Below are 19670 nucleotides of genomic sequence, written 5' to 3' on the forward strand. Positions count from 1 at the left end.
TTACTTGCCCCCGATTATGGCTCCAGTGTTGCAGGCTTTGGTGACGAAGACTTCTCCGCCGCCGTTTTTATCCAGGTAATCTTGGAGTTCTTGGTGCAGTGTTTCTGCTGTGCTTGCACTGTCAACTATGCCGTATATGGTTGGTCCCCAAGAGGTTTGGCAGGCGCAGGTGCTTCTTTTAAGCATGATTTTTACTGCGTCCTCAACAACTGGGTGACAGTAGGTTCTGCCGCATTGATACTGGTTCCAGAATTTACCGAGTTCCGAGTTAAACGCTGTTAAACCTTCACCGAAGGATTTGAGGTCTTTTTCAATAATTGCGGGCATGATTTTTACAAGAACTATTCTTGATAGCATATCAGAGGTTTCTTTTGGCATCAAATGCAGGTTTCTAAGGATATTGTCCTCGTCCTCTCGCATTTTGATGATTTTTTCCTGCGGCACATTAGCTATGGCTATAACAAATTGCCAGTTATCAGGAACAGGCTGCTGGAAAATCATGGGGGGAATCATTTTTTCCCGTTGATCCACGCGAAAACCGCCTTCAACAATAAAGCCGCCGACCTTAAAGGCATGTACGCCAATGCTTGTTATTGCGCCTCTTTGCATGGTTAATGCGATTTGTTCAGTGGTTAAGTTTAATCCGTAAATTTTTGCCAGAGCAGCCCCGATTGAGAGCGCCAGGGTAGTGTGGTAGCCCATTCCCACGAATTTGGGGATGCTCTTTTTTACGGTGACCTCGGCGCCTTCCAAATTGTAAGCTTCAACAAAACGTTTTGCGAAAATTATGGCGTCTTTGTCGTCAGATTTTACGCCTTTGCATTTACCAACTTCAACCTCAAGCATTCTGTCAACGGCAAAACCAACTGTTCCATAAAGTCTGCCTAAATCTCCGGTCATGTCAAAATTGCCTGTGTGCAAGTGTGCAGGCGCTTTTACTGTAACTTTGATAGCTTCTTGCATGTTACCCACTGAGTTGATGCTGGGACTTTGGGAATTAAAAGGTTTTCGTTGGCAAAAAAATAACCAACAACTCAAACGCATGGTTTAGTAACACATTAAGGGCTATGTGAAACCTTTACTGTTGCCCCGTGATTGATTACTTTAGAAACAAAAACCTGACCGCCAGCACCTTTATCCAGAAAACCCTGAATTTCTGCTCGCATACTTTTGGCTTCACCACGCATAACCAAGCCATAAACTGTTGGTCCCCAAGAACTCTGCCCTGCACCATAAACACCATTCTCAAGCATGAACTCAATACACTGAGACACAGGATTGCTTGAGTATCTGCCACCTTGAGCAGATGCAAAGCTATCGCCGACGATGCACTGTATCTGCGTCATGGCTTCCCCAAAGTTTTTGATGTTCTCTTCCATGACTGAGGGTAATAGTTTTAGTAAAATAAGCCTGCAAATCTTTCCGACTTCAGTTGCGGGCATTGGAGGCAACTTTTGAAAAGCAGAAGTTTCAGCCTCATTTGCCAGACCTTTTTGCACATTAGGGATTGCTACAACAAACCGCCAGTCTTTTGGGAAGGCTTGTCGGCAAATCAGAGGTATACTTTTCTGGGTTGAATCCTGAGTGTTTTTTCCAGCATCCACAACTAATCCGCCATGCGCAAAAACTGCGGTGCCTATACCTGACTGAGCGGTTCTGCCCATTGCCACAGCCAAATCAGTCACTGAGGCAGCCACATTGTATAGTCGAGCTATAGCGGTTGCGACTGCCAGCGCCAACTGGGTTCCAGAGCCAAGTCCAACATGCTCAGGAATGGCTTCTTTGATGTTTAAAGAAACGTACCCACGTATGCCATACGCATCCAAAAATCGTGAGGCTAAATTTTTGACTAATTCAACCCTCTCACCACTCGCGGTCAGTTCTGGGGCTTTCCGGGCTTCTAAAACTACGTTGGGATGGTCAATGGCAACACCCAGTCCACCAAAAAGTCGCCCCAAATCACCGTTTAAGTCAATAAGACCCAGATGCAGTCTCGCCGAAGTTTTAACCTGAACCTTCATCAGAGTAGTTCTCCCATTAAATCGTCTGCTTTGACGTTTACGCTGATTTCTGATGGGTTATACTTTAATTCGGAAAGCAGCTTTGAAATCGTTTTTTTGTGAATTGGATGCATCAGGTTTGGGGCAATTTCTGTTAAGGGAACAAGAACGAAATCTCTTTCCTCAATTTTAGGATGAGGAACCTTTAAACCATCTTCATCTATAACCTGCTGCCCGTAGAATAGGATGTCTAAATCAATGATTCGGGGACCATTTCGTTCAACACAAACCCGACCCATCCTCTGCTCGATATCTTTAAAAAATCGCAAAAGCTTTTGGGGCGCTAAATCTGTTTCAACTTTGACGACGCCGTTTAGGAACATTCCCTGATTTTCGATGTACATGGGTTTGTTTTCGTAAAGTGCTGAGACTTGGAGAATTTTTAATTTTTCAGTCAGAAATTGGAGGGCTTTTTTGATGTTTACTTTGCGGTCTCCAATGTTAGAACCTAAGGCAATGTATGCCTCAGTCATGGCGACCCCTGTGCAGTTCAATTCCAATAATCGGCGCAACAGAGTACTTTTCCTTCTTAACTGCCACACTTATACCAGAAACAGCCAAATTCTCCAAAACCTGTGAGGCAACTTTCTCAACAAGACGCTCAAGCAATACAAATTCGCCCTTTGTCACCGTGGTAGTTGCAATTTCCACAATTTTTTCATAGTCAATTCCTTTGAGAAAGTCATCAGTAGCGCCAGCTTGCCTTAAGTCACAGAAAACTTCAATGTCCAAAATAACATTTTGAATATTTGAACGCTCATCCTCGGTTACACCGACTTTGCAGGGCAACACCAGATTTTTGACAAAAATTTTATCCATAAGCGCTATTCCTTGCTTTTTGTTTCGAAGTATTCGCACCAGGTTTTTGGTGTTTCCCAAACTCTAACCTTCTCCACCGTAGTTTCTTTTGGGAGGTCAGTTTTGATTTTTTCGTAGATGTAGCGGGAGAGGTTTTCGGTTGTTGGGTTTTTTAATTCTTTACAGTCGTTTAGGCATGTGTGGTCAAACTGTTCGGTTATTTTAAGCAGTTCCTCTTTTAGAGTGCGCAGGTCAGCGGAGACGCCGATTGAATCAAGTTTTTCTGAGAGGAAAAAAGCTTCAACACGGTAGGTGTGTCCATGTAAATTGGCGCATTTACCAGGATACCCTTCGATTTTGTGTGCTGCATCGAATTCGGATTCAACTCTTAACCTAAACATTTTGGTACCTTACCTTTAGAGCATACCGCGCCATTCTGAATAGGCGTTATGGTCGTGAATAGACTCATAACTTGAGCATTTGACGACACAGTTTCTTTCCGAGTATTTTTCTCGAAGAGACTTAACGCATTTTCTTACAACATCTTCAACAAATCGTGCATTTTCATGCATTTGCTCAACAAGCCACTTTTCTTCAGGACGCTTCAAAATTGAGAAAGCCTGCGAACTAAAACTTTCATTGCAAATCCTAATTATGTCTGATATTTCAACGCCGTCTTTTGTGACATCAAGTTCAACACGCAAATTGCCCCGCTGATTATGCGTCAATCCATTGCACATTTCTTTTGAACAAGGACAGGCACGTGCACCATTAACAGAAACACCGATAAGTTTGATTTTTGAAAGAGTTGAGTATCTAGCAAACATTTTAGCTATGCCAGTTTCTTTTTCACCATTTGGTCTTGTTCTTTCAAAGGGTACTTCGCAGAAAACTTTTGTACAGCAGTCAAAATGGTGTCTTTCAAGGGCGCTTTGTGAGATTTTTTTGGCAAGGTTTTCGATTGAGGTGGTTTCCTTGGGGATGTCTTCTATTGATTCTGCAAACCTGCTCATGTGTACGCCTCGCAGGTTGGAGGACAGTTTAATGTAACTGTTGATAGTGACGATTGTATGATAGTTTTGTGTTGGGCTTTTTACCACAACATATTTTCTTAGTCCTTGAACTCCTACTTTGTTTAGTTCTATTTCGTTTTCTGGTTTCTCGTTTTGAACATCTTTCAACATTAAGTCCTCTTTGCCTAATCTTTCGGTTGTTCAATCATTATGAGGGCAAGAAGGTGCCTTGCGTGTAGCGTGTTAATTCACTCAACATTGCACCCTCACGCGGGTTTGCATTATTTTTCAACGTTATGTAGTTTTTTACAGTGGGCAATAAAAAAACTTTTCCCATCAAGCAACACCCTTTTTTGAAGGCTAAAATCAAACAAAACCACACCAGTTAGCATCTGTTTGCCAAAGAGGGTTTATTGAAGGGACACAATAATATCAAGGGAGAATCAGAGCATTGCATGCAGAAATGAAGCACAAGATGCCAATGGAAAACATGCAAGGAATGCATGCGGATTCATCAATGCACATGATGCATACTGGAATGTTTAGAAAAAGATTTTTTGTTTGCCTAATTTTAACCGTGCCTGTTCTGCTTTTCTCCCAAACCATTCAAACATGGCTCCATTACACCCTAACAGTACCATACCAACCATTCATTCTGTTGATTTTAGCCGCAACAATTTACGTTTATGGAGGTTGGCCATTTCTTGTGGGTTTAACGCAAGAGATAAAGAAGCTTCAACCAGGAATGATGACGCTAATTGCAACTGCAATATCGGTTGCTTTCTTCTTTTCAGCAGTCACCGTCTTTGTTCCGGTTGGGTCCGACTTTTTTTGGGAACTTGCCACATTAATCGACGTGATGCTTTTAGGACACTGGATTGAAGCAAGAAGCGTGCTTGGTGCCTCAAGAGCACTTGAAGAACTCGTAAAAATAATGCCCACAATGGCGCATGTTGTTGTGGATGGGGACGTAAGAGAGGTAGCGGTTTCTGAATTAAAAACAGGAGACCTAATTCTGATTCGACCAGGAGAAAAAGTTCCCTCCGATGGCGTCGTCACAGAAGGGGAATCCTACATTAACGAAGCATTACTCACAGGAGAATCCAAACCCGTTCACAAGACAAACCAAGACAAAGTCATCGGCGGCTCAATAAACAGGGACGGAGCCCTGAAAGTCAAAATTGAAAAAACAGGCAAAGAGACATATCTGGCACAGGTAATTGAGCTTGTTGGTCAAGCGCAGAAAAGCAGGTCAAGAACCCAAGACCTCGCCAACAGGGCTGCTGCACTTCTGTTTTACGTTGCCGTTACAGTGGGCGTGATTACTTTTGTGGCGTGGGCTGTTTTGGGAAGTGCCCAGTTTGCGCTTACGCGAACGGTCACGGTTTTGGTTATTGCTTGTCCTCATGCACTTGGGCTTGCAATTCCTCTAGTTGTAGCTCTTTCAACATCTATAACTGCCAAAAGTGGAATGCTCATACGCGACAGAAAAGCTTTTGAAACGGTCAAAGATGTCAAAGCTGTAGTTTTTGACAAGACTGGGACCTTGACAAAGGGTCAATTTGGTGTGAGTGACGTGGTCTCTTACATTTCTGAGGATGAACTTTTGCGTTTAACAGGCTCAATTGAGAAAAAGTCAGAACACATAATCGCTAAAGCCATCATTAACTATGCCAACCAAAAGAAAACTAAAATTCCTGAAGCAAAAGACTTCAAAGCTATTCCTGGTAAGGGCGCAGAAGGAAACGTTGAAGGCAAAAAAGTGCACGTTGGAAGCCCAAGTCTTCTTAAGGAGTTAAAACTGGAATCAAACGACAAAAAAGTAGCTGCTTTACAAGAAAGCGGCAAAACAGTGGTTTTCACGGTGGTTAATGGTGAGCTTGCCGGCGCTTTTGCTTTAGCAGACGAAATACGAGAGGAATCACGCGAAGCTATCAGTAATTTGAAGTCAAATGGCGTGAAAGTGTACATGCTTACTGGCGATGCTGAAGCTGTTGCGAGGGATGTTTCAAGAGAACTTGGAATTGATGATTATTTTGCCCAAGTTTTGCCAGACCAAAAAGCAGACAAAATCAAATCATTAAAAGAAAAAGGTTACCGAGTTGCTATGGTTGGCGACGGCATCAATGACGCGCCAGCTTTGGTTACAGCTGATGTGGGCATTGCCATAGGTGCTGGAACAGATGTTGCAATTGAAAGCGCAGATATTATTTTGGTCAAAAATGACCCACGTGATGTGCCCACAGTGGCGGACTTATCTAAGAAAACTTATGCTAAGATGTTGCAGAATCTTTGGTGGGCAGCAGGTTATAACATCTTTGCTATTCCACTAGCAGCAGGTATTCTGGTTAATTTTGGGGTTGTGATAGACCCTGCAGTTGGGGCAATTTTGATGTCGTTGAGCACGGTGATAGTGGCTATAAACAGCCAAACTCTACGTAGATACCAGCCCAAAACTGAAACATCAACAACAGAAATGCAAATGGAAAAACACATGCACTAATCACTTTTTCAATTTTCCAAGGTACGAGCACTTTGTTTTTTGGTTTTCCTAAGGAAGATTTAAGAGCCTAATCATTCAGCATCTTTTCCAGCAAGAACGCAGAGTTTGACCTGAATGAAGTTTGGCATAATGACGCGTAACATGGAGGCTTGGAGCAGTACCCAAGTACGAGAGGCACTCACAAAACGGGGAATCCCTTATGAGTGCTTCACTTTCCCAAGGCTTGTTGCCCGATTAGCCTACAAACCCTACTTCAAAGTAAACGGCACAAGCATCATAGAAGATCTTGATGCACTAATTATTCGACCCATTGGACGTGGAAGCCTTGAAGAACTCGTTTTCCGCATGGACATGCTCTACAAGCTGGAACGCCAAGGCTTCTACATGGTAAACCCTCCAACCGCCATTGAACACTGCGTAGACAAATACGACATACTCGCGCTACTGGAAGATGAGGGCATCCCTGTTCCCCGCACACTCGCCACAGAAAGCGTCAATGAAGCATTGGCGGCTTTTGAGGAGTTAGGCGGTGACATCGTGGTTAAACCCATCTTTGGCAGCCGCGGGCAAGGAGCAACACGCATAATAGACAAAGACGTCGCCGACACCATATTCAAAGCCATCACTTTCCACCACGGCGTCATCTACATGCAAGAATTCGTCCCGCACGGAACCAGCGACATCCGCGCCTTTGTCATAAAAGACCAAGTTGTCGCGTCGATGCGTCGTGTCGCACAGGGCTGGAAAACCAATTACAGCCAAGGAGCAAAACCAGCAGCCGCAGAAATCAGCGAAGACTTCAAAGAAATCGCCATAAAAGCTTCTCAGGCGGTAGGCTGCAAAATCGCGGGCGTAGACATCTTAGAAAGCCCTGATGGTCCCCGAATTGTGGACGTGAACAGTCAGCCAGGATGGAAGGGATTACAGGCGGTTTCCAAAGTTAACATCGCCGATGAAATCATCAAATTCGTGCTCTCTGAACTTAAAAATAGTTAGTCACGGCTTGCCATTAGCTGCGTGTAGGGGTCAACGGCGGATGCTGGAAAAAGCGTCTCCTTCCCAGCTTTTGTCAAAAGTCTGCATTTATCAAAAGTGAATGTTCCCAAGAAATACGCAGGCAACCCCAAAAGACTCAACACATCAATAACTTGCTGTTTAACCTGAGGAGCAACCGCTGCCAGAATGGTTCCTGTAGAGGAAAGCGCCAAAACCTGCTCATCACTTAACCCAAAATGCTTCTGAAGCGCAAAGACTTCTTTGGATATGGGAAAATCGTTCCAATTAACCCTAAACCCAACATGCGACGCGTCAGCCAGCTCGTTTAGCGCGGTTAAAACGCCACCTTCAGTTGCGTCATGCATCGCATGCACCCCATTGATTTTGGAGAGGGAGAGGGCTTCTTTTACGCAGCTTTGCATAGACACCTGCTGGGTAAGTTCTTGCTGTTTTGTGCCAAAAAGTTCTGTTGCCACAGAGGGGTGGGTAATAGAGAAGATAGAGAGAGTTTCGAGCCCGACGGGTTTAGTGCATAAGATTAAGTCGCCGTCTTTGGCGTATCCAGGAGTTATTAAACCTTCAGGCTCAACAGTGCCATAAACAGTGCAGACACCTACCAAGTCTTTTAGGCTGTCATACATGCCAGTGTGACCGCGCACAACTGCAATTTCTAGTTCATCTGCGGCTTTGCAGGTCTGCTGCATTATCATCTGAAAAAACTCGGGATTTGAGGGTCGGGGTCCCAGCAGGGTTATTGTACAAAAAGCGGGTTTAGCTCCAAACAGTGCCACGTCGGACGCGGCGTAGTTGATTAGGAGCCACCCAAACCAGTCCATTGGTACCCCCGTGCAGGGGTCAGTGGCGACAACCACGTATTTACCGTCAAGCAGGTGCACTCCCGCGTCATAGCCAATCATCGGCGGAATTACCACTTGCTCGTTTTTCTTTATGCAGTTGAGCAGTTTTTGGAGTTCATCGCCACTGAGTTTCATAGTTTGCGCCTTACAGGTAAGCGTTTAGCACGTTGCTTTTCTGCAGCAGATATAGCACAAACCCGCTTATTATCAGTTCGGGCAAAAGGTAACTGCCATTATACACTGCAGAGTACACATACGGATTCAAATCTGGCGCATAAATTGGAGCCCAAGAAATCACTCCCGCAATAAAATGCAAAACAAACCGCAGTGAAATCCCAACCGCCGCGCCAATCACAGGCCATCTCTTAAAGAACCCTGCCACCCCCAAAACTCCAAAAGCCAAGGGGTAATCCAGCAAAATCTGCAGGGGATCAGCTATGTAGGGTAAAAGGACAAATTGGATGAGTCCGTAAAGAATACCTGCGGCAACGCCGATTTTTGGACCTCTGCGTAACGCAAGCCAGATTAGGGGCACCATAGAAGCTGCCGTGATGGAGCCGCCCTGTGGCATGGTGTAAACCACGATTAAGCTTAGGGCTGTGGATAGTGCAACAAAAATAGCTATTTCAGCTAGCACTTGGGAATTTGAGGAAAATCTAGTATTATTTAATGTATTGTTCACTTGTTTTTCCCTCCGCCAGTATTACCTGGTTCAGGTTCGTTGGGTCGACCGCAAAAGCAGTCCTCTCAGCCGACTCAATTGTCAGCTCCCCATGACCTTGCAAAAAAAGATATAGCGCTACCATATTAGTTTTTCCGAAGAAAGTCTCCATGTAGATGAGGAAATTTCTGTCCCGCCGCAGGTTGCAAAAAACGCACGCCAACACTACCCGTTACCTCTCCCCTCTAAGGTATCTGCATTCATCAACTATTTGGAGCCTAATAGGTTGGTGAAAAACGCACCCAAACAAACAAAAAACGCAACAACCACAGCACCTTCCGCATATCCAAACGGGGTACCTTCCAATACAAAAACTAAAATCTGCTGCCAATCCACACCCACACCAGCTTGTAGGAGTTACAGTGACTTCGTTGCTGTTTCAGATTGCCGTCTCGCATGAAACCCTTTTTTATGCATAGTTTTTTAACGCTATTCTGCGTAATTTGTTGTTAAACTGAAGTTGATAAAACAGTGAGAAAAACAGTAATGCTTCTAGCAGCCGCAGCACTCATAATAGTAATGGTAATCGCCACCGTATTCATAGTTGACAGCATGAGCCTGCAGGAAAAACAGCCGTTCTATGTCGGCGTAACCTACTGCGGAGACAGCGCCGATGAAGCTAAACAACTCATTGATAAAGTAAAAGGGTACACTAATCTGTTTGTTGTGCAGTCAGGTCCGTTACAACATTACATTACAGAGTTAGAAGCTACATGTGATTATGCTGTAGATGCAGGATTAAACATTATTGTTTACTTTGGTTCAGACCCGTATCCGTACTTAAGAGACAACATTGTGGATTTCATTGCTGCTGCACCAGCGCGTTGGGGTGACCAGTTTTTAGGAGTGTATTACGGCGATGAACCGGGCGGAAAAATGCTGGATTTAGACCAAATAACCCTGTATACTGCAAGTAACGAAAAACAAGAAGCAAACATAAAAATCGTTAAAGGCGAGCATGGCTACATAGCGGTTAACAATCAAGAAACAGATTCCCCTGAAAACAGATTTCTTTATAACAGCACCAGTATAAGATTTTTTGCGGATGGACAAATTAGCATCCAAAAAAACTACCAAAACAATGACCAAAAAAATCTTGATCAAAAATTTGAGATAACCACATATTTTCCAAACGGAACAATCGCTTATCGTAGAATAAGCGCAGGTGATGCGGACACATTTTTTGGTCCATACAGCTATCAACCAGACGGCACTGTGCAGGATGAAAAGGGCACCGCCGTAACTGGTCAAGGCGACATTTCCCAGTTTGAACCTTACCAGCAAGTTTTAGATTCAAATCCGCTTCAAACAACCTCAAAACTAGCAGACGCTTTTGCAAAAAGCCTACAAATAAGCATCGATGCAGTAAAAAACCAGTCATGCACATTTTTCACTTCTGATTATGGGCTTTACTGGTGGGATTATCAAGGCGGCTATGACGTGGTATTTGGCGAGTTAGGCTGGAACCACACCACAGCACAAGACATCGCGCTTGTTCGGGGAGCAGCTAACCTGCAAAACAAGGACTGGGGCACAATCATAACTTGGAAGTACACACACTCACCATACTTGGCTGATGGCCAAGAAGTCTTTGAACAAATGCGCATGTCATACGAGTGCGGCGCCAAATATCTGGTGATTTTCAATTACGCTGAAAACATGACTGGCCCATGCGGAACATTACAGGATGAGCATTTTGAGGCGCTGGAGCGGTTCTGGAATGATGTAGTGCAGAACCCATGGGTGAACCCGGGAAGCGTTCAGGCTGATGCCGTGCTGGTTTTGCCAGAGGATTTTGGATGGGGCATGCGCAGACCAGATGATAGCATCTGGGGGTTATGGCCTGCAAACAGCACCTCAACGCAAATCTGGACCCAACTCCAAAATATGTTACAGCAGTACGGCACAAAACTAGACATAATCTACAATGACCCGCAATACCCCGTTACAGGGAAATATGCTCAAGTCTACTACTGGAACCAATAGCACATAGAAAAGGGGAAATTATTTTTCTAACAATGTTTGAAGCAGTTTTATTGCTGCCCATGCTGCCAGTGCGCTGGTGTGGGGGTTGTCGGGGTGGGGCTGGTTTTGGAATTGCAGGTGCATTTCGCCATATTGCCATCGGACGTGGATTTCATGCGTGTTGCGGGTGACGTTTGGGTCGCTGATGACTTGAACGTGGACTTTGGCGGGTTTAACCGTGATTGCGAGTGTTGCGGCTACGTTCATTTCGCGTGGAAACTTTTTGGCGGCTTCCTCGGCTGTGCCCTCATAAACAACCTGCTCGGCGGTATTGGTTAGGTTGAAGGCTTTTGGAGGTTTGCGACTGGTTAAAGTAACATTGTCGATGCCTGCGAGGGCGGCACTGGATATGGCATCTAAGCCACCGATTGCACCTGAAGGCACATGCACCCTGCTCATGTCGACATCTAAATCCAGAAGGGCGCCTGTACTCATCACAATTATTGGGATATTGGTTTGGGCGATTTTGGGTACGTACTGTTTGGTGGCTTCTTGTGAGGCTGCTTCCACGATGACTTTGGGCTTAGCCGCGATTAACTCATCTATGCTGTCAACGATGGTTACTGGAAATTTGAGTGCACTCTTAAGCTTCTTTGCCCGTGAAACATCAACATCGTAAACCACCAGTTCATCACAAACCACCAGCCTGCGCTCGATGGCTTCTGCGAGAACCGTGCCGATTGCGCCTGCTCCAATTAGTCCAACTTTTTTCGTTTCTGTCGCCTCAATACTCGATTTTAACTGTGATTTCAGTTTGACCCACAACGCGTCCTTCAACGCTTTTTTCGGAAAGAATTTGGAGGTTTTCAACTTTCAGGGTTGCTGCAAGGTCAGCTTTGCCCGCCTCTATCATTGTGGCTGTTTTGGCATCAGCGGCGTAAACTGTGATGTTTTTGACGGGCGCGTTTAGGGATTTTTTGTTTTCGGCTTTGTCTTTGCGTACCTCAGCCATTACCGCGATGATGGCATCGCCAGCAACTTCTGCCTCAGCGTTTACCAGTGCGGAGTTGAATTTTGGCCATTCTGAGATTTGTATGCTTGCGTAGCCCTTGTTTTCCTTGTAGAGGTACTGATAAATTTCCTCGGTTAAATGCGGGATTACAGGAGCCAGCAACTGCAACATACGATAAATCACCTCATAGAGTGTGAACTGCGCGGCTTGTTTTTTGGGTGAACCTTCTAAGTCGGGGTTGTAGAGGCGGTCTTTTACTGCTTCCAAATAGTAGTCGCATAGGACATGCCAGAAGAAGTTGCGGGTGTCCTCTACGGCAACATTGAATTGACATTTTTCGAGGCTCTCAGTGACTTTTTGTGTGAGGTTTTCGGTTTTGCTAATTATCCATTGGTCAAGGAGTTCAAGCTGCACATCACCAAAGCTGACGGGTTGGTAATCGGCTAAGAGTTTGCTTGCGAATCCTGAAGCATTCCACAGTTTAACTAGGAAACGTCTGCCGTATTCCACGTCTTGGACTCTGTAGGGAATGTCGGAACCTGTAGCTCCACCACCAGCAGCCCACTGTCGGATTGCGTCGGCACCATTCTTGTTGAGTGCTTCGGGCGCTGCGGCATAGTTTTTGAGGGATTTGCTCATTTTTCGTCCGTCAGGACCAAGTACCATGCCGTTGATTAGGACGCTGTTGAAGGGGCGCTCATCAAAGAGTGCGAGGTGGCGTACCATGAGGTAGTATGCCCATGTGCGGATGATGTCGGTTCCGCTGGGGTGCATGCTTGCGGGGAATAGGTGATGCCAATCTTCGCGGTCAGGCCAGCCCGCGTGCACAGCACAGGTGATTGAGCTGTCCATCCATGTGTCCATCACGTCCTGCTCAGCAGCAAAGTCTTTACCGCCACATTTGGGGCAGGAATCAATTCTTGGTCCTTCGAGTTTAGGGTCAATTGGAACCCATTCAGGCGTTGCAACAATGATTTCGCCACAACCCGTACAGTACCAAACAGGAATTGGCGTGGCAAAGAGGCGTTGACGGCTGATTACCCAGTCCCAATCCAGCGCCCGTGCCCAATCGATTAGGCGGTTTTTCATGTAATCGGGGTACCAGGGGATTTGGTTGGCGACTTCCTCAACCTTCCCAGACAGGGGCAATGTTTTCATAAACCACTGTTTGCGCTCAAGAATTTCGACGTGGGTTTTGCATCGGTCGCAGACGCCGACTTCCTGCTGGATTTTCTCGGTTTTTTCAAGAAGCCCAGCGGCTTGGAGGTCCTCGACGATGGCGGCGCGTGCCTTGTTGAGGTAGAGTCCAGCGTATTTGCATCCTGCTTCGGTGATTTTGCCGCTTTCATTTATGAGGCGGATAACTGGGAGTTTGTGTTTTATGACGGTTTTCACGTCGTCTTTGTCGCCGTAGGTGCAGATTTGCACAACGCCTGTGCCGAATTTGGGGTCTACGTTTTCTTCGCCGATGATGGTGACGCTGCGGTTCATGAGAGGCACCGCGATTTTTCTGCCGATGTATTGTTTGTAGCGTTCATCTTTGGGATTGACCTCGACGGCGACGCATGCGGGGATGAATTCAGGACGTGACGTGGCGATTAAGAGGTATTCGCCGTTTGTGCCGTCTAAGGGGAACTTGACGTAATGTAGGATGCCGTCTTTTTTGACGTGGTCTACTTCTGCGTCGGCTATGGCAGTTTCGTCTCTTGGGCACCAGTTTACAGGGTGGGTTCCCTGATACATGAAACCTTTGCCATAAAGCATTATGAAGCTTAGTTGGGTCCGACGCCAATAATCAGAATCCATTGTTTTGTACTCAGTTGACCAGTCAATGCTGCAGCCAAGTTTTAGGATACCTTCCTTCATCATCGCAATGTATTTTTCAACTAACGCCATGCACATGCCTCTGAACTGTGCAGGTGGAAGGTCGCGTTTGCGGATGTTGTTGGCTTTTTCAACTTGAATTTCTATGCCCAATCCGTGGCAGTCCCAGCCCTGCGGAAACAGCACATTAAATCCCTGCATTCGTTTGAAGCGGGCGACTATGTCAAAGTATGTCCAGTTGAGCACGTTGCCCATGTGAAGTTCGCCTGATGGGTACGGTGGGGGCGTGTCAATGCTGAATGGCTGGCGGGCAGTGTCGTTCCAGTCGTATTGGTAGATGCCCATTTCTTCCCATTGTTTTTGCCATTTGGCTTCGATTTCAGTGAATTTGTAATCTTTTGGCAGAGGCTGCATGTTAATCAAACCTATGTTAATTTTTGCTTTAACAAGCTAAGCTAAACCTAAAAAGATTATCCTGAAAAAACCAACGTAACTCAAGGGCTGAAGAAAAAACTGCTATTCACTGATGTTTTTTGGCTTGAGAAGTCGCCATTAGTGACCTCCTCTCTATTGTTTCTGCATGGAATTTCTAATAGGCTCCAAATAGGTGGGTTATGTGGGTTTGGTTGATGCATGCTTAAAATGAAACACAACTAAGCCCGCAACAGCAATAACCGTAACGGCTACGATTATTCCCGCAATAACTGCCCTGCCGCCACCTTCCGTCTGAGATATGGTTTCCCAACTGTTCTCTACTGATGCTTGGCCATAACCCAAATTGGGAAAGAAAATAAAACAAGCTGCTACAAGGATAAAACAAAGAAGCACAGAGCAAACCCTATTCATACCTTGTCCCTCAACAACAAAAATAGTCATTGACCTTTCTTTATAAAACTTGATTAAAAAAAGGGGTTAACTGCAGAGTTAACGGTGATAGCGCCTAAAAAAGACCAAACTGATAGCAATAATTGATGCTATCATCAAGCCGCTAAACAAAATCAGTGATGATGAGATGTCTAGTGAATTGCGGGGTGGTTGAGTTGTTTCTTGTGGAGTAGCGGTAGTTAGAGATGGCGAAATTGAGGATTCTTCGGTGCTGGAGATTTTGTGGGGCGACAGAAGGGGGTGGTTGTCTTGGTTGTTTACGTTTATGTAATAGGGTGTGTTGGCGGTGTTTCCGCTTTTTGTTGCGTCGGGGTATAGGGTGTTGTAGTCGCTCCAGTAGTTGCCCTCATTGCCGTTGTCCCAATTGTTGGCGGCTCCGTCTACGTGTCGTGGGCGATGGGTTTCGTCATAGAGATAATTTTCGGGGTACACTATCGTGGTTGTGATGAATGCTTGGGGTTGACCGTGATTGTTGTTGATGAAATTGTTGTGGTAGAGGATGTTGTCATGTTGACTGCCTTCCAAGCGTATACTCAAACCCTCATTTTCTGATACATCGTTAGATATTATGGTGTTCTGGTAAGCATTGCTAATCCAGAGACCGTTACCATTCTTTGAGATGATGTTGCCTCGCACTAAACCGCCGGGACCATACCCAAATCCAACCCCGCAGCCCTTGTTTTGGGTAATGGTGTTGCTGATAATTTGGGCGTTATGAATATCCTTAAAGAAAATACCGTTTCCCCCATTTCCTGAAACAGTATTGTCCTTTACAAGGCAGTCAACTCCTGATTGGGAATCAGCATTTATGCCATCTGCTGTATTGTCTGTGATTTGATTGTTTAGAATTTCCTCGCCATGAGTGTAGGAGGAGCTTATGCCGTAATTATTGCCGGTTATGATGTTGTTTGTTATTTGGTTATCGTGGGAGTCGTATTGGTTGATGCCGTGTTCTTTGTTGTTTGTTATGTGGTTGTTGTTTATCTGGTTGTTATGGGATTGTTGTAGGTTAATTCCGATTGTATTTTGAGATATCATGTTTTTAGTTATGATTGAGTCAGTGGTGTCAACCAGTAAAACGCCGTTTCCGTTGCCTTTAAGGTTCAAGTTTTCTACTTTGATATTGCTACAGTGGATAAGTATCACTAACCCAGCATTTGAGGGCACGGTTAGGTCATGTTTGTCATACCAGTAATAGGCGGGTTTTCCGTTAACCGTGTTGGAAGTATCCATATCGTTGCCTCCATATTCATCATGAAAGGCGTATTGGTTTGCTTCAAAACAGTTATTTCGGTAGACATCGGAGCCGTGCGATGCCCATACCCCATACGTGTTATCGGCTATGCGGTTGTTTGTTATTTGGCAATCTTGTGACCTAAAAAAGCAGATGCCATAGGAATTGTTAGTTACAGTACAGGATTGGACACTGCAATTGTTGTTATTATTTGAGGTTCCGTACAGGATAGTGAATTTTATTCCGAATTGAAAATTTTGAATATTAAAATTCTTTATTACTAAGTTGCTTCTTTCTTGAACCCAGATACCTGATGAGTCACCGCTTCCCCGTAGAGTGTAGCCTGAACCATCCAGCACTATGCCGTCACGGTGGATAACAATTGGGCAATTGATGTCACCTGTGAGAGTGTAAATGGCCCCGTCACGGCGAAGTTTTTCTCCGGAAAATGTGCCGTCACTGTTAATTACATAACCTGATGGCGGCGGGTCTTCGGGAATAAAATTTGCAGTGCCACACTCAAATGTGCCTATTTCAAGCACAACTGAAAGTAACAGAACCAGAACAATTGTTGATGCACAGTTTTTTCATACCTACCGCCTCCTGGGGGTTTTGACAGCAGTAGCGCATACAATTGAATACGCACGCTAACAGAGCACAACTCAACAGGTGCCCACACCAGTTACTTAATTTGAATGGCTTAAAAAATTTTTGAATAAAAAGGGTTTTGTATAACCAGGTAACCGCTAATGTTTAAGGTATAGAAACCAAGGCGTGCTTGTTTTATTTTGAGTGATTTGGTACCAGTTGTTGGGTGATGAATTTAGTTGGTATGTTAGCTACGCGATGGCGTATTTTCGTTGTAGCCCTTAGTATGAGGATACAAACAAACACTTACTTTCTTTTCAACAAAGCCACCACAACAACAACTAACACAACCACCACCGCCCCAATAATCAAAGCCAATGTCAGGGTATTGTTTGGTTCAGGCGGAAGAGTTGGAATAGAAGTAACTGGATGAGAGAGCTGGCTGAAAGTGTTTACTTGAGCTACCTCAGAAGTGTCACCCCAGATGTCCACCTGCACGCCGTCAATGTAGCCGACCTGTGCAGTGAAATAAACAAAAGCGTTCCAGTACGGATACAACCCTAAAGGCTCACGGGTCACACTGGAGTTAACAAAGTTTAACGCGTCATTTACAGAGTTGTTGAAGGTTTGTCCAGGAATCATGTTTAAGCTGATTTCCACGCGGGAGCTTGACCAATCAGGATTCACGGGGATGCTTGTGCCGTTTTGGGAGGTCAGGGTTATGGCGTAATCTTGAGCTGCCTGCAACGCCAGCGCCTCAGCTTGCTCTTGGCTGATTGAGTTCTGCGCCGCCACGCTATAGAGGCCCCAAGTGTCCGCAAACAAAAAAGAGGACCCAAAACTCAACCCCAATCCCCTACTACGCACATCCACGTCATCAAAGGTGTAGCCAAAGCCGATTTCCACTCCCGAAGCGACCATGCGCATGTTACCCGATGTTGCATTTATGGGTGTGAAGCCGCTAACACCGTAAAAGTTCTGGTTGCTCTGGCTTGATGCAGGTGCGTCTTGAGCTTTATCCAGCAGGGTTAAGGCATCAGAAACTTTGGATACATCTAAGCCGTTGTTTTGCGCCCAAGTTTGGTAGGCGACTAAAATCTGCTGTGCCTGGGCAACGCCGCTGTCTTGGGGCTGCCCGCTGAAAAAGATGTCGCCTGATACGGGGCGGACTTGAAGATATGTAATGTATCCGTTGAGCAGAACCACGCTCACTGATATTTGACTGTCTACGCTGTTTAGGGTGAAGCTGTAGCTTTCCTGCTTTGCAGTTCCTCCGTACTGCGGGGGGGTAGGTTTCGCCGTATCCTTCATCTGTCAAGGTGTATTGGGTCAGGTCGATTTGGAGCACATCACCAAGGAACAGGGGGATTTTTGTTTTTGTGCTATCTTGCGTGGTTTCTGCCTGTGCCGTGCAGCCCCATAATGCAAAAACCATCAAGAGCCCAAGTAAAATAATTGTTAAAATCGGAACTTTTTTGGTCATGCTAGCCCTCCACATACGGGAAAATCAGGTTTGAATTACCCAGCACACGCATTTGGCAGTACCAGTAACCAGTCATGCCCGAACCTAAATTATTTTGGTGCCAATAACCAGTGTTAAGCAGTGAACTGTCAAAGTTGTAAGGTACCCAAAAGCTGTCATAACCAAACGTCATAAATGAAGCATAATCCAGTGAGTCATGAATTGTGTTGTGTTTGCCACTTCCATCCTGCCCCAAAGCGTACTGATAGAAATACACTGGGAAGTAACCAAACTGATAATTTGTGCTGCTCCAATCAGCTGGAACAGGCCATGAAAGCGCGGGGGAATCATTTTCAAAGCCAATGTAGCAGTAGGCTCCGTTGTCGCTGTTGCTGTAACCTGAAGTGCTCATGCCTAAGGTGCCAGTTAGTGCGTAGGGTACGCCAACAATCATTTGGTTGGGGTAGATTGAGCCGTAATACGTGTTAAGGTTAACTGGGGGGGTTGTGGTTGGTGTTTCGAGGGGGTAGGAGATGCCTGGGATAAATAGTTGGTTGCCGTTGGTGTCGTTCCATTGCAGGCCACCATTTACGCAGGTCCAGATTACGTTGATGTATTGGATGCTTTCGTTGGGGGTGTTGGCGTAATTGTAAATGTCAAAATCATAAATGGCTGAATCAGCTGCACCGCCATAAGTGTTAAAGCCATAACTCCACGGGTCAGCATTGTTAGCTGTAAAGTCTCCCACCCAAAACATGCTTGCCCAATCCTTCTCGCCTTGGGGGTTTTGAGCGGTTAGCAGAGCGTTTTGGAAGTTGGTGCTTGTTGTAGCGTCCCAGTAATTGTTTTGGCTGCTGTAGCCTGCGTTTGTGAAGTATGTGTTAATTAGGCTGCAAATTTGATTGCCCCATTGGTATTCGTTTAGGCTGTAGCCGTCAGCTAGGTGTCCCCATTGTGTGGAGACCTGTGCAGTTGCTGCCTCAAAGAATATGGGGTGAAACAGTAAAATCACTCCAAACAGCAGGGCGGCAATAATGATGAGGGGTTTAGTTTTCATTCTTCATCCTTTGGGAAATCGGATTGTATAGGAAAAATGGGTTTGTTTGTTTTTAAGGTTTATTATAAAACCTGCTTTTAGATAGAATTCGGAGGATAAGCATCTTTTGGTGGTCTATATATTTTGCATGGCATAGTTTTATATGAAAAACCTTACACTGGAATATACAAGGTAAGATAATGGTTGAAAAGTTACATCCCTATGTAGTATTTCTTCCAACAGAAAAAAAAGACAAAATCCTAAGCGCAATCTTTGGCAGCAAAGCAGGCGTTGACCTACTACGATTCGCACTAAAACAAGGCATCCAAAAAAACCTCTACCAAAAAGACCTCGTAGCCAAACTAAACTACTCCAACAAAACCATAATTGAAAACCTCAAAACCCTCACTGCGCTTGGCGTTCTAACTGAATATATGGAGAAAAACGAGCGGGAAGACCGAATAACATGGGTAAAAACGTATCAGCTTACAGATTTGGGCAGATGGTTTGCGCTGCTACTTGCAGAGGAAACAGAACTTAATGAAAAAGAAAAAGATGAAATCATGAAAAGCCTATTTCGCACTTACGTTAAGCAGGTTAAAAGATTAGCTGAAGAAATTGGAATAAACAACAAGACACTTGAAGAAATCGTGCGTCAAGAAATCAAAAATAGTGCCTAACAGATACCTTGAGAAGGCGAAAATCTAAAAAGAATG

18 protein-coding genes and 1 riboswitch are annotated in these 19670 nt (G+C 45.0%); of the genes, 4 read left to right on the plus strand and 14 right to left on the minus strand.

Features of this window, described 5'->3' with window-relative positions; all coding sequences use genetic code 11:
- The 6 genes from NWF01_10055 to NWF01_10080 all read right to left on the minus strand — a co-directional run bounded on the left by NWF01_10055 (position 1) and on the right by NWF01_10080 (position 4039).
- On the minus strand, positions 1 to 963 hold the full coding sequence (locus tag NWF01_10055) for a GHMP kinase (protein ID MCW4025358.1): 963 nt from the start codon (positions 961 to 963) through the stop codon (positions 1 to 3).
- A gap of 95 nt (positions 964 to 1058) precedes the next feature.
- Entirely contained in the window at positions 1059 to 2021 is a 963-nt protein-coding gene (locus tag NWF01_10060) for a hypothetical protein (GenBank protein ID MCW4025359.1), read from the minus strand.
- Positions 2021 to 2533 (minus strand): 2-amino-4-hydroxy-6-hydroxymethyldihydropteridine diphosphokinase, encoded by a 513-nt coding sequence (gene folK, locus NWF01_10065; GenBank protein MCW4025360.1) that lies wholly within the window; start codon positions 2531 to 2533, stop codon positions 2021 to 2023. Before folK ends, NWF01_10060 begins: the two co-directional genes overlap by 1 nt.
- Positions 2526 to 2879: a dihydroneopterin aldolase gene (locus tag NWF01_10070; GenBank protein ID MCW4025361.1), complete on the minus strand. Its 354-nt coding sequence runs from the start codon at positions 2877 to 2879 to the stop codon at positions 2526 to 2528. Before NWF01_10070 ends, folK begins: the two co-directional genes overlap by 8 nt.
- 5 nt (positions 2880 to 2884) lie before the next feature.
- Complete coding sequence (gene queD, locus NWF01_10075; protein MCW4025362.1) at positions 2885 to 3259, minus strand: 6-carboxytetrahydropterin synthase QueD; 375 nt, start codon at positions 3257 to 3259, stop codon at positions 2885 to 2887.
- Between the two features lie 15 nt (positions 3260 to 3274).
- A complete protein-coding gene (locus NWF01_10080; protein MCW4025363.1) occupies positions 3275 to 4039 on the minus strand; it encodes a GTP cyclohydrolase I FolE2 in 765 nt (254 codons plus the stop codon).
- A 313-nt stretch (positions 4040 to 4352) separates the two neighbouring features.
- Here NWF01_10080 and NWF01_10085 point away from each other — a divergent pair, with 313 nt between their 5' ends.
- Together NWF01_10085 and NWF01_10090 are read left to right on the plus strand one after the other, a co-directional pair.
- Positions 4353 to 6374 (plus strand): copper-translocating P-type ATPase, encoded by a 2022-nt coding sequence (locus tag NWF01_10085; protein ID MCW4025364.1) that lies wholly within the window; start codon positions 4353 to 4355, stop codon positions 6372 to 6374.
- A 114-nt stretch (positions 6375 to 6488) separates the two neighbouring features.
- A complete protein-coding gene (locus tag NWF01_10090; protein ID MCW4025365.1) occupies positions 6489 to 7370 on the plus strand; it encodes a RimK family alpha-L-glutamate ligase in 882 nt (293 codons plus the stop codon).
- On the opposite strand, the gene NWF01_10095 is transcribed toward NWF01_10090, so the two are convergent.
- Together NWF01_10095 and thiT are read right to left on the minus strand one after the other, a co-directional pair.
- Positions 7367 to 8362: an AIR synthase-related protein gene (locus NWF01_10095; protein ID MCW4025366.1), complete on the minus strand. Its 996-nt coding sequence runs from the start codon at positions 8360 to 8362 to the stop codon at positions 7367 to 7369. The genes NWF01_10090 and NWF01_10095 overlap by 4 nt on opposite strands.
- Positions 8363 to 8372: 10 nt before the next feature.
- Positions 8373 to 8909: an energy-coupled thiamine transporter ThiT gene (gene thiT / locus NWF01_10100; protein MCW4025367.1), complete on the minus strand. Its 537-nt coding sequence runs from the start codon at positions 8907 to 8909 to the stop codon at positions 8373 to 8375.
- Positions 8900 to 9011, minus strand: a riboswitch (TPP riboswitch). Its footprint overlaps the gene before it by 10 nt.
- Positions 9012 to 9419: 408 nt before the next feature.
- On the opposite strand from thiT, the gene NWF01_10105 reads away from it, so the two are divergent.
- Positions 9420 to 10934: a hypothetical protein gene (locus NWF01_10105; GenBank protein MCW4025368.1), complete on the plus strand. Its 1515-nt coding sequence runs from the start codon at positions 9420 to 9422 to the stop codon at positions 10932 to 10934.
- 18 nt (positions 10935 to 10952) lie between these two features.
- On the opposite strand, the gene NWF01_10110 is transcribed toward NWF01_10105, so the two are convergent.
- From NWF01_10110 to NWF01_10135, 6 genes are all read right to left on the minus strand, one after another.
- Positions 10953 to 11738: a DUF108 domain-containing protein gene (locus tag NWF01_10110; protein ID MCW4025369.1), complete on the minus strand. Its 786-nt coding sequence runs from the start codon at positions 11736 to 11738 to the stop codon at positions 10953 to 10955.
- Positions 11698 to 14163 carry a valine--tRNA ligase gene (locus NWF01_10115; protein ID MCW4025370.1) on the minus strand — a complete coding sequence of 822 codons (2466 nt, stop codon included), beginning with the start codon at positions 14161 to 14163 and terminating at the stop codon, positions 11698 to 11700. The genes NWF01_10110 and NWF01_10115 overlap by 41 nt, the downstream gene beginning before the upstream one ends.
- A 198-nt stretch (positions 14164 to 14361) precedes the next feature.
- Positions 14362 to 14625, minus strand: a complete 264-nt coding sequence (locus NWF01_10120; GenBank protein ID MCW4025371.1) for a hypothetical protein — start codon at positions 14623 to 14625, stop codon at positions 14362 to 14364.
- Positions 14626 to 14673: 48 nt separating this feature from the next.
- Positions 14674 to 16410: a right-handed parallel beta-helix repeat-containing protein gene (locus NWF01_10125; GenBank protein MCW4025372.1), complete on the minus strand. Its 1737-nt coding sequence runs from the start codon at positions 16408 to 16410 to the stop codon at positions 14674 to 14676.
- Positions 16411 to 16762: 352 nt separating this feature from the next.
- Positions 16763 to 17767, minus strand: coding sequence for a hypothetical protein (locus NWF01_10130; protein ID MCW4025373.1), 1005 nt, complete (start codon positions 17765 to 17767; stop codon positions 16763 to 16765).
- Positions 17768 to 17940: 173 nt separating this feature from the next.
- The gene (locus tag NWF01_10135) at positions 17941 to 18975 is read right to left on the minus strand and encodes a hypothetical protein (GenBank protein MCW4025374.1); all 1035 of its coding nucleotides are present in this window, start codon (positions 18973 to 18975) and stop codon (positions 17941 to 17943) included.
- Between the two features lie 179 nt (positions 18976 to 19154).
- On the opposite strand from NWF01_10135, the gene NWF01_10140 reads away from it, so the two are divergent.
- Positions 19155 to 19634 carry a hypothetical protein gene (locus NWF01_10140; GenBank protein ID MCW4025375.1) on the plus strand — a complete coding sequence of 160 codons (480 nt, stop codon included), beginning with the start codon at positions 19155 to 19157 and terminating at the stop codon, positions 19632 to 19634.
- The last annotated feature ends 36 nt before the right edge of the window (positions 19635 to 19670 follow it).

Source organism: Candidatus Bathyarchaeota archaeon (assembly GCA_026014585.1).
GTDB lineage: Archaea > Thermoproteota > Bathyarchaeia > Bathyarchaeales > Bathycorpusculaceae > Bathycorpusculum.

What these genes read in the sequence shown, in the direction of transcription:
- NWF01_10055 (MCW4025358.1), bottom strand. Translation starts at nt 963, where the DNA reads ATGCAAGAAGCTATCAAAGTTACAGTAAAAGCGCCTGCACACTTGCAC.
- NWF01_10060 (MCW4025359.1), bottom strand. Translation starts at nt 2,021, where the DNA reads ATGAAGGTTCAGGTTAAAACTTCGGCGAGACTGCATCTGGGTCTTATT.
- folK (MCW4025360.1), bottom strand. Translation starts at nt 2,533, where the DNA reads ATGACTGAGGCATACATTGCCTTAGGTTCTAACATTGGAGACCGCAAA.
- NWF01_10070 (MCW4025361.1), bottom strand. Translation starts at nt 2,879, where the DNA reads ATGGATAAAATTTTTGTCAAAAATCTGGTGTTGCCCTGCAAAGTCGGT.
- queD (MCW4025362.1), bottom strand. Translation starts at nt 3,259, where the DNA reads ATGTTTAGGTTAAGAGTTGAATCCGAATTCGATGCAGCACACAAAATC.
- NWF01_10085 (MCW4025364.1), top strand. Translation starts at nt 4,353, where the DNA reads ATGGAAAACATGCAAGGAATGCATGCGGATTCATCAATGCACATGATG.
- NWF01_10090 (MCW4025365.1), top strand. Translation starts at nt 6,489, where the DNA reads ATGAAGTTTGGCATAATGACGCGTAACATGGAGGCTTGGAGCAGTACC.
- NWF01_10095 (MCW4025366.1), bottom strand. Translation starts at nt 8,362, where the DNA reads ATGAAACTCAGTGGCGATGAACTCCAAAAACTGCTCAACTGCATAAAG.
- NWF01_10115 (MCW4025370.1), bottom strand. Translation starts at nt 14,163, where the DNA reads ATGCAGCCTCTGCCAAAAGATTACAAATTCACTGAAATCGAAGCCAAA.
- NWF01_10120 (MCW4025371.1), bottom strand. Translation starts at nt 14,625, where the DNA reads ATGACTATTTTTGTTGTTGAGGGACAAGGTATGAATAGGGTTTGCTCT.
- NWF01_10130 (MCW4025373.1), bottom strand. Translation starts at nt 17,767, where the DNA reads ATGAAGGATACGGCGAAACCTACCCCCCCGCAGTACGGAGGAACTGCA.
- NWF01_10135 (MCW4025374.1), bottom strand. Translation starts at nt 18,975, where the DNA reads ATGAAAACTAAACCCCTCATCATTATTGCCGCCCTGCTGTTTGGAGTG.
- NWF01_10140 (MCW4025375.1), top strand. Translation starts at nt 19,155, where the DNA reads ATGGTTGAAAAGTTACATCCCTATGTAGTATTTCTTCCAACAGAAAAA.